This is a genomic window from Mycobacterium sp. TH-M11, from assembly GCF_057473725.1.
Map to the genome: position 1 here is coordinate 1 of NZ_JBYCLD010000461.1, position 6,545 is coordinate 6,545.

Genomic DNA, 6,545 nt, shown 5'->3' on the forward strand with positions numbered 1-6,545 from the left:
CGTTTTTCCAGACCGTGCTCTCGAACATGGCACAGGTGCTTGCCAAAACCGACCTCGGCCTGGCCGCCCGATACTCCGAACTTGTCGAGGACGAGTCACTGCGGCGACGGGTGTTCGACAAGATCGCCGCCGAGCATCAGCGAAGTATCAAGGCGCACCAGCTGATCACCGGCCAGGACAACCTGCTGGCCGACAACCCGGCGTTGGCGCGTTCGGTGTTCAACCGGTTCCCGTACCTGGAGCCGCTGAACCACCTGCAGGTCGAGTTGTTGCGCCGCTACCGCTCCGGTGACGACGACGAACTGGTCCAGCGCGGAATCCTGCTGACGATGAACGGTCTGGCCAGCGCGCTGCGCAACAGCGGTTAGACGCGGCTTTCTTGCGCCGAACGTGAAACCCTTGCGATTTTGCGAGCGTTTTTTCGCAAAGGATTCACGTTCGGCGAATCATGGCACGGACTAGTGGCTGCCGCGACCGCGGAAGGTATTGAATGCGTTGCGGATTGCGTGTTCGGTGACCGAAAGCGGAGACATCACGGTCTCGCCGACGCCGACCATGTAGTCGATGCGCTCGACGATCGCCTCAACCGGTGCGACCAGCGTTACGAGCCGCTTCATCAGATCGTCGATCCGGCCCAGGGTGGCCTCGAAGTGGTCGAGCCCGTTGTCCAGTCGGTCGATGGCGCTGTTCAGGTTCGTCAGCGAGGTGTTCAGGTCGCCCAGCGTGTCGCCGAGGCCGCCCAGCACGTCTTCCAGCTGGTTGACGGTGACGTCGGCGTTCATCGCCGCCTGGGTGAGCGTCTTGATTCGCTGCCGCGCCGGTCGCTCGCCGGCGCTTTTGTCTGCCATGCCGATCATTATGGCGGTCGATGGAACCTGAGCGACAGGATATCCATCTGATCGGGTATGCACCGGCGAAAATCTGAGCAGCAATGCGCCGCGGTGATCAGCCGCACCTCATCGTTCGACATCGCGCAGCGCCTGGCGGAGTACCAACGTGGCTATGCCGACGGGCAGGCCGAGCGCCGATCCGGCTAGCCGGGCAGCCCGCTGGCGGCCCCCTCGTCCAGGAACCACACGGTGCGCTCGAGACCGACAGCGCCGGCGGCCGGAACCGACACCGGGTCGGCCCCGCCGACCGCAGCGGCGACCGCCTCGGCCTTCTCAGCGCCCGACACCAGCAGCCACACCTCGCGCGAACGCCGGATTGCCGGCAACGTCAACGTGATTCGCTGGGGGGGTGGTTTCGGCGAATCCTCGACATCGACCACCAGACGTGACGCCTCGCGCACCGCCGGGGTGTGGGGAAACAACGAATTGACGTGGCCTTCGGGCCCAACTCCCAGCAGATGGACGTCGAAGTCCGGCGCGATGTCACCCGGATCGGCATTCGCGGCCAAGATCTGCTCGTAGGCCAGCGCAGCGGCGGCCACGTCGTCACCGTACTCATCGTCGGCGGCGGCCATCGGGTGCACGTTGCGAGCCGGGATGTCTACGTGGTTGAGCAGGGCCTCGCGGGCCTGCTTCTCGTTGCGCTCGTCGTCGTCTGCGGTGACGTATCGGTCATCACCCCAGAACAGATGGACCTTGGGCCACTCGATCCGCCCCGATTGCGCTGCCAAAAACCGCATCAGGCGGTTGCCGTTGCCGCCGCCGGTCAGCACGATCAGCGCCTTACCGCGGGCGGCAATGGCGTGCTCGACGACGGTGATCAACCGTTCTCCCGCCGCGGCCACCAGCTGGTCGCTGTCGACGAATGTTTCTACAGAGGTGTTCATGCGTACTCCACCCGATCGATACCTTCCAATGCCGCGAAGTAAATGGTGTCGGCGTCCAAGCGCCGGAGATCTTCTGCCAGGCACTCGGGGACGTCGCGTCGGTGCAGCGGAACGAGGGCGTCCGGCTTGCCGGTGCGGCTCAAGGTCGCCGTCACACCGTGCTGGGGCCTGCGCAACACCACGGTCTCGGTGGGTCGCTCGAGTTCGACTTTGAGCTCGCCCACGACGCGGCGGACCGGTCCGTCGATCCGGCTGGCCAGCCAGCCCGCCAGGATATCCAGCGCCGGTTCGCCTTTGAGGCCGGACACCAGCGCTGAGGTAATCGGCTCGTGTGGTGGCTGGTCGATAGCCGAGGTGAGCAGCGCGCGCCAGTAGGTGATCCGGCTCCACGCCAGGTCGGTGTCGCCGGGGGCGTAGCCCGCCAGCCGGCTCTTGATCGCAGACAACGGGTCGGCGCCGTTGGTGGCATCGGTTATCCGACGAATTGCCAACTGGCCCAACGGATCATGTGCAGGTGCTGCGGGAGCGACGTCCGGCCACCAGGCCACCACGGGAATGTCGGGCAACAAGAAGGGCACGACGACGCTGCTGTGGTGTCCGGCCAGTGGTCCCGACAGTCGCAGGACCACGACTTCGCCGACAGCGTCCTCACCGCCCACTCTCAGCTGTGCGTCGAGACGCGCGTCGGCGGCGTCGGTATCGCCGGCCATCACCACGATCACCCGGCTTGGATGCTCGTGGCTGGCGGCGTTGGCGGCGTCGATGGATGGTTCCAGCAGTGCGTCGCTGGCGGGTGCGATCACCAGCGTCAGCACCCGGCCGAGGGTGACCGCGCCGGTCTTCTCCCGGAGCGCGTCGAGCTTTTTGTTGATCTTGGTGGTGCTGGTGTCGGGCAATTCGAGAATCATTTAAGCCGCTGCTCCTCCTCGGGACCCCCCGCATCGTCGCCGGCGGTCACGGTCGGCGCCATTGGCGGCCGGCGCGCCGCAGCATCTCAAAAGCCGACGCCGGACCCCAGGTGCCTGCCTCGTAGGGATCGGGTTTGCCGTGCTCAGCCCAGTAATCGAGTACGGGATCCAGTATCTCCCAGGCTAATTCGACTTCGGCATTAACCGGAAACAGCGACGGCTCACCAAGCAGGACGTCCAGAATCAGTCGTTCGTAGGCTTCGGGGGAGTCCTCGGCGAACGCCGCGCCGTAGGAGAAGTCCATGTTGACGTCGCGGACTTCCATGTTGCCCGGCACCTTCGATCCGAACCGCAGCGTCACCCCTTCGTCTGGCTGCACCCGGATCACCAGGGCGTTGGCGCCCAATTCGTCGGTCATCGTCGCGTCGAACGGCAGATGCGGCGCCCTCTTGAACACCAGTGCAATCTCGGTCACCCGGCGGCCCAACCGTTTTCCGGTACGCAAATAGAACGGTACGCCGGCCCAGCGGCGCGTGTTGACCTCAAGGGTGATGGCGGCGAATGTTTCGGTGCTGGACTCCCGGGAGAAACCGTCCTCCGCGAGCAGGCCCACCACGTGCTCGCCGCCTTGCCAGCCAGCGGTGTACTGACCGCGAGAAGTGGTTTGTTGCAACGGTCCGGCCAATTGAATGGCAGAGAGCACCTTGATCTTCTCGTTTTGCAACTCTGCCGGACGAAAGCTCACCGGCTCTTCCATCGCGGTCAGGGCCAGCAGTTGCAGCAGGTGATTCTGGATCACGTCGCGCGCAGCGCCGATTCCGTCGTAGTAACCACCGCGGCCGCCCAGGCCGATGTCTTCGGCCATGGTGATCTGCACATGGTCGACGTAGTGCGCGTTCCAGATCGGATCGAACAGTTGGTTGGCGAATCGCAACGCCAAGATGTTCTGCACCGTTTCCTTGCCGAGATAGTGGTCGATGCGGAACACCGAGTCCTCCGGGAAAACGCTGTTGACCACCTTGTTGAGCTCACGTGCGCTCTCGAGGTCGTGGCCGAACGGCTTCTCGATGACGACCCGGGTCCAGCTGTCCTGCTGCGCCTTCGCCAGCCCGGCCGCGTCCAGTTGCCGGCATACAGTCGGAAAACTCTTCGGTGGAATGGCGTAGTAGAACGCGTGGTTTCCATCGATCCCACGCTCGGCGTCCAGCTTGCCCAGCGTCTCGGCCAGCCGCTCGAACGCGGCCTCATCGTCGAAAGTGCCTGTGACGAAACGGCATCCGTCGGCGAGGCGATCCCAGATGGCCTGGCGGAACGGGGTGCGCGAGTGTTCCTTGACGCTCTGCAGGACCTCCTCGGCGAAGGCGGCATGGTCCCAGTCGCGGCGGGCGAAGCCCACCAGCGCAAAATTGGGCGCCAGCAAGCCCCGGTTGGCGAGGTCGTAGATGGCCGGCACCACTTTTTTGCGGGCCAGATCGCCGGTCACCCCGAAAATCACTACTGCGCACGGCGGCGCAATCTGCGGCAAGCGCTTATCGCGCTTGTCCCGCAACGGGTTTCGCCATTGCCCGGAAGTTGCCGGGGTTCCGGCTGGGCTCATCGGCGCCGCTCTACAGTATCGGCGCCGCGCATGCCGTGCCGGTCCAGGTCGCCGGCGCGGCTCATTTGTCGGCGGAAGAAAGCTGAGTCTGAGTCTCGTCCAGCAGCTCTTTCCAAGAGGCTTCGAACTTCTCGACGCCCTCGTTCTCCAGGACCAGGAAGACGTCGGTCAAGTCGATACCGACCGCGGACAGCTTGTCGAAGACCTCCTGCGCCGCCGAGGCGGTGCCAGTAACCGTGTCGCCGGTGACGACGCCGTGATCAGCGACCGCGTCGATGGTCGGCTCCGGCATGGTGTTCACAGTGTTGGGCGCCACCAACTCGGTCACGTACAGCGTGTCGGAGTAGTCGGGATTCTTCACCCCGGTCGACGCCCACAGCGGACGCTGAACCCGGGCGCCGCCAGCCTCGAGCTTGCCGAAGCGTTCGCCGCCGACGAACACCTCTTGGTACGCCGCGTAAGCGAGACGGGCATTCGCGACACCGGCTTGGCCGCGCAAGGCGAGCGCGTCGTCGGAGCCGATTTTCTCCAGCCGCTTGTCGATCTCGGTGTCCACGCGCGATACGAAAAACGACGCCACCGAGTGGATCGTGGACAAGTCGTGACCGGCTTCCTTGGCCTTTTCCAGCCCGGCGAGGTAGGCGTCCATCACCTCGCGGTGCCGCTCGACCGAGAAGATCAGCGTGACATTGACCGAAATGCCTTCGGCCAGAACCGCGGTGATGGCGGGCAGACCGGCTTTGGTGGCCGGAATCTTGATCAGCAGGTTGGGCCGGTCGACGATCTTCCACAGCTCGATGGCCTGCGCGACGGTCTTGTCGGTCTCGTGCGCCAGCCGCGGGTCAACCTCGATCGAGACCCGTCCGTCGACGCCGTCGGAGGCCTCCCATTGCGGCCGCAGCACATCCGCGGCGTTGCGGACGTCGTCGGTGGTCACCGTGCGGATGGTGGCGTCCACGTCGGCTCCACGCGCGGCCAGTTCGGCCACCTGTGCGTCGTAGGCGTCGCCTTCGCTCAGGGCCTTCTGGAAGATCGACGGGTTGGTGGTGACCCCGACGATGCTCATGGTGTCGATCAGTTCCTGCAGGTTGCCGGACTGCAGTCGCTGGCGGGACAGGTCGTCCAGCCAGACCGAGACACCTGCGCTGCTCAGCGCGGCGAGGTTGGGGTTTTGAGTCATCGGCTTTTCCTTCGGTTAGTTGTCGATGGTGCGTTCGGCGGCGTCGACGACGGCTTCCGGGGTGAACCCGAACTCGCGGAACAACGTCTTCGCATCGGCGGATTCCCCGTAATGCTCGATCGAAACGATCTCGCCGGTGTCGCCGACCAGCTTGTGCCAGCTCTGCGCGATACCGGCCTCGACCGCGACCCGGGCCGACACCGACGGCGGCAGCACGCTGTCGCGGTACTCCTCGGACTGCGACTCGAACCACTCGACACAGGGCATCGACACCACGCGTGCCACGATGTCCTTGTCCGCCAACAACTTCTGCGCCGCGACGGCGAGCTGAACCTCCGAGCCGGTGGCGATCAGCACCACATCGGGCTCTTGAGCCCCGGGGTCACCCAGGATGTACCCGCCCCTGGCCACGCCCTCGGCGCTGGTGCCCTCGAGGATCGGCACACCCTGGCGGGTCAGGATCAGCCCGACCGGGCCGCTGCCGTTGCCGCGGGCCAGCACGGAGCGCCACGCATACGCGGTCTCGTTGGCGTCGGCCGGACGGACCACCGACAACTTGGGAATGGCGCGCAACGCCGCGAGGTGCTCGATCGGCTGATGGGTCGGGCCGTCTTCGCCGAGTCCGATCGAATCGTGCGTCCAGACGTAAATGGTGTCGATGTCCATCAACGCGGCCAGTCGCACCGCCGGACGCATGTAGTCCGAGAACTGCAGGAACGTCCCGCCGTAGGCGCGGGTCGGTCCGTGCAGCACGATACCGGACAGGATCGAGCCCATCGCGTGCTCGCGAATCCCGAAGTGCAAGGTGCGCCCATACCAGTCCGCGGTGTAATCCTTCGTGGAAATCGATGGCGGGCCAAACGATTTCACGTTGTCCATGGTGGTGTTGTTGCTGCCGGCCAGGTCGGCCGAACCGCCCCACAACTCGGGAAGGTGCGGACCGACGGCGTTGAGCACCTTGCCCGACGCGGCGCGGGTGGCCAGCGCCTTGTCACCGGGCTCCCAGTGCGGAATGTCGGCGTCCCAGCCGTCGGGCAGCTCCTCGGCAACCAGCCGGTCCAGCAGCTTCTTGCGCTCGGGTTC

7 protein-coding genes are annotated in these 6,545 nt (G+C 65.4%); 1 reads left to right on the plus strand and 6 read right to left on the minus strand.

Annotation, left to right across the window (positions count from 1 at the left end):
* Nucleotides 1-368: phosphoenolpyruvate carboxylase (locus tag AC2VOG_RS17840; RefSeq protein WP_486941176.1), on the plus strand; the 368-nt coding region annotated here is incomplete at its 5' end.
* Nucleotides 369-458: 90 nt separating this feature from the next.
* Here the strand turns inward: AC2VOG_RS17840 and AC2VOG_RS17845 are convergent.
* The 6 genes from AC2VOG_RS17845 to AC2VOG_RS17870 all read right to left on the minus strand — a co-directional run.
* On the minus strand, nucleotides 459-857 hold the full coding sequence (locus AC2VOG_RS17845) for an ATPase (RefSeq protein WP_486941177.1): 399 nt from the start codon (nucleotides 855-857) through the stop codon (nucleotides 459-461).
* A gap of 176 nt (nucleotides 858-1,033) precedes the next feature.
* Nucleotides 1,034-1,777 (minus strand): 6-phosphogluconolactonase, encoded by a 744-nt coding sequence (pgl, locus tag AC2VOG_RS17850; protein ID WP_486941178.1) that lies wholly within the window; start codon nucleotides 1,775-1,777, stop codon nucleotides 1,034-1,036.
* Nucleotides 1,774-2,685 carry a glucose-6-phosphate dehydrogenase assembly protein OpcA gene (gene opcA, locus AC2VOG_RS17855; protein WP_486941179.1) on the minus strand — a complete coding sequence of 304 codons (912 nt, stop codon included), beginning with the start codon at nucleotides 2,683-2,685 and terminating at the stop codon, nucleotides 1,774-1,776. Before opcA ends, pgl begins: the two co-directional genes overlap by 4 nt.
* Before the next feature lie 46 nt (nucleotides 2,686-2,731).
* Nucleotides 2,732-4,282 (minus strand): glucose-6-phosphate dehydrogenase, encoded by a 1,551-nt coding sequence (zwf, locus tag AC2VOG_RS17860; protein WP_486941180.1) that lies wholly within the window; start codon nucleotides 4,280-4,282, stop codon nucleotides 2,732-2,734.
* Nucleotides 4,283-4,343: 61 nt separating this feature from the next.
* Entirely contained in the window at nucleotides 4,344-5,462 is a 1,119-nt protein-coding gene (gene tal, locus AC2VOG_RS17865) for a transaldolase (protein WP_486941181.1), read from the minus strand.
* 15 nt (nucleotides 5,463-5,477) lie between these two features.
* Nucleotides 5,478-6,545 (minus strand): transketolase-like TK C-terminal-containing protein (locus tag AC2VOG_RS17870; RefSeq protein ID WP_486941182.1); only part of this gene is annotated, 1,068 nt, incomplete at its 5' end.

What these genes read in the sequence shown, in the direction of transcription:
- pgl (WP_486941178.1), bottom strand. Translation starts at nt 1,777, where the DNA reads ATGAACACCTCTGTAGAAACATTCGTCGACAGCGACCAGCTGGTGGCC.
- opcA (WP_486941179.1), bottom strand. Translation starts at nt 2,685, where the DNA reads ATGATTCTCGAATTGCCCGACACCAGCACCACCAAGATCAACAAAAAG.
- tal (WP_486941181.1), bottom strand. Translation starts at nt 5,462, where the DNA reads ATGACTCAAAACCCCAACCTCGCCGCGCTGAGCAGCGCAGGTGTCTCG.
- AC2VOG_RS17845 (WP_486941177.1), bottom strand. Translation starts at nt 857, where the DNA reads ATGATCGGCATGGCAGACAAAAGCGCCGGCGAGCGACCGGCGCGGCAG.
- zwf (WP_486941180.1), bottom strand. Translation starts at nt 4,282, where the DNA reads ATGAGCCCAGCCGGAACCCCGGCAACTTCCGGGCAATGGCGAAACCCG.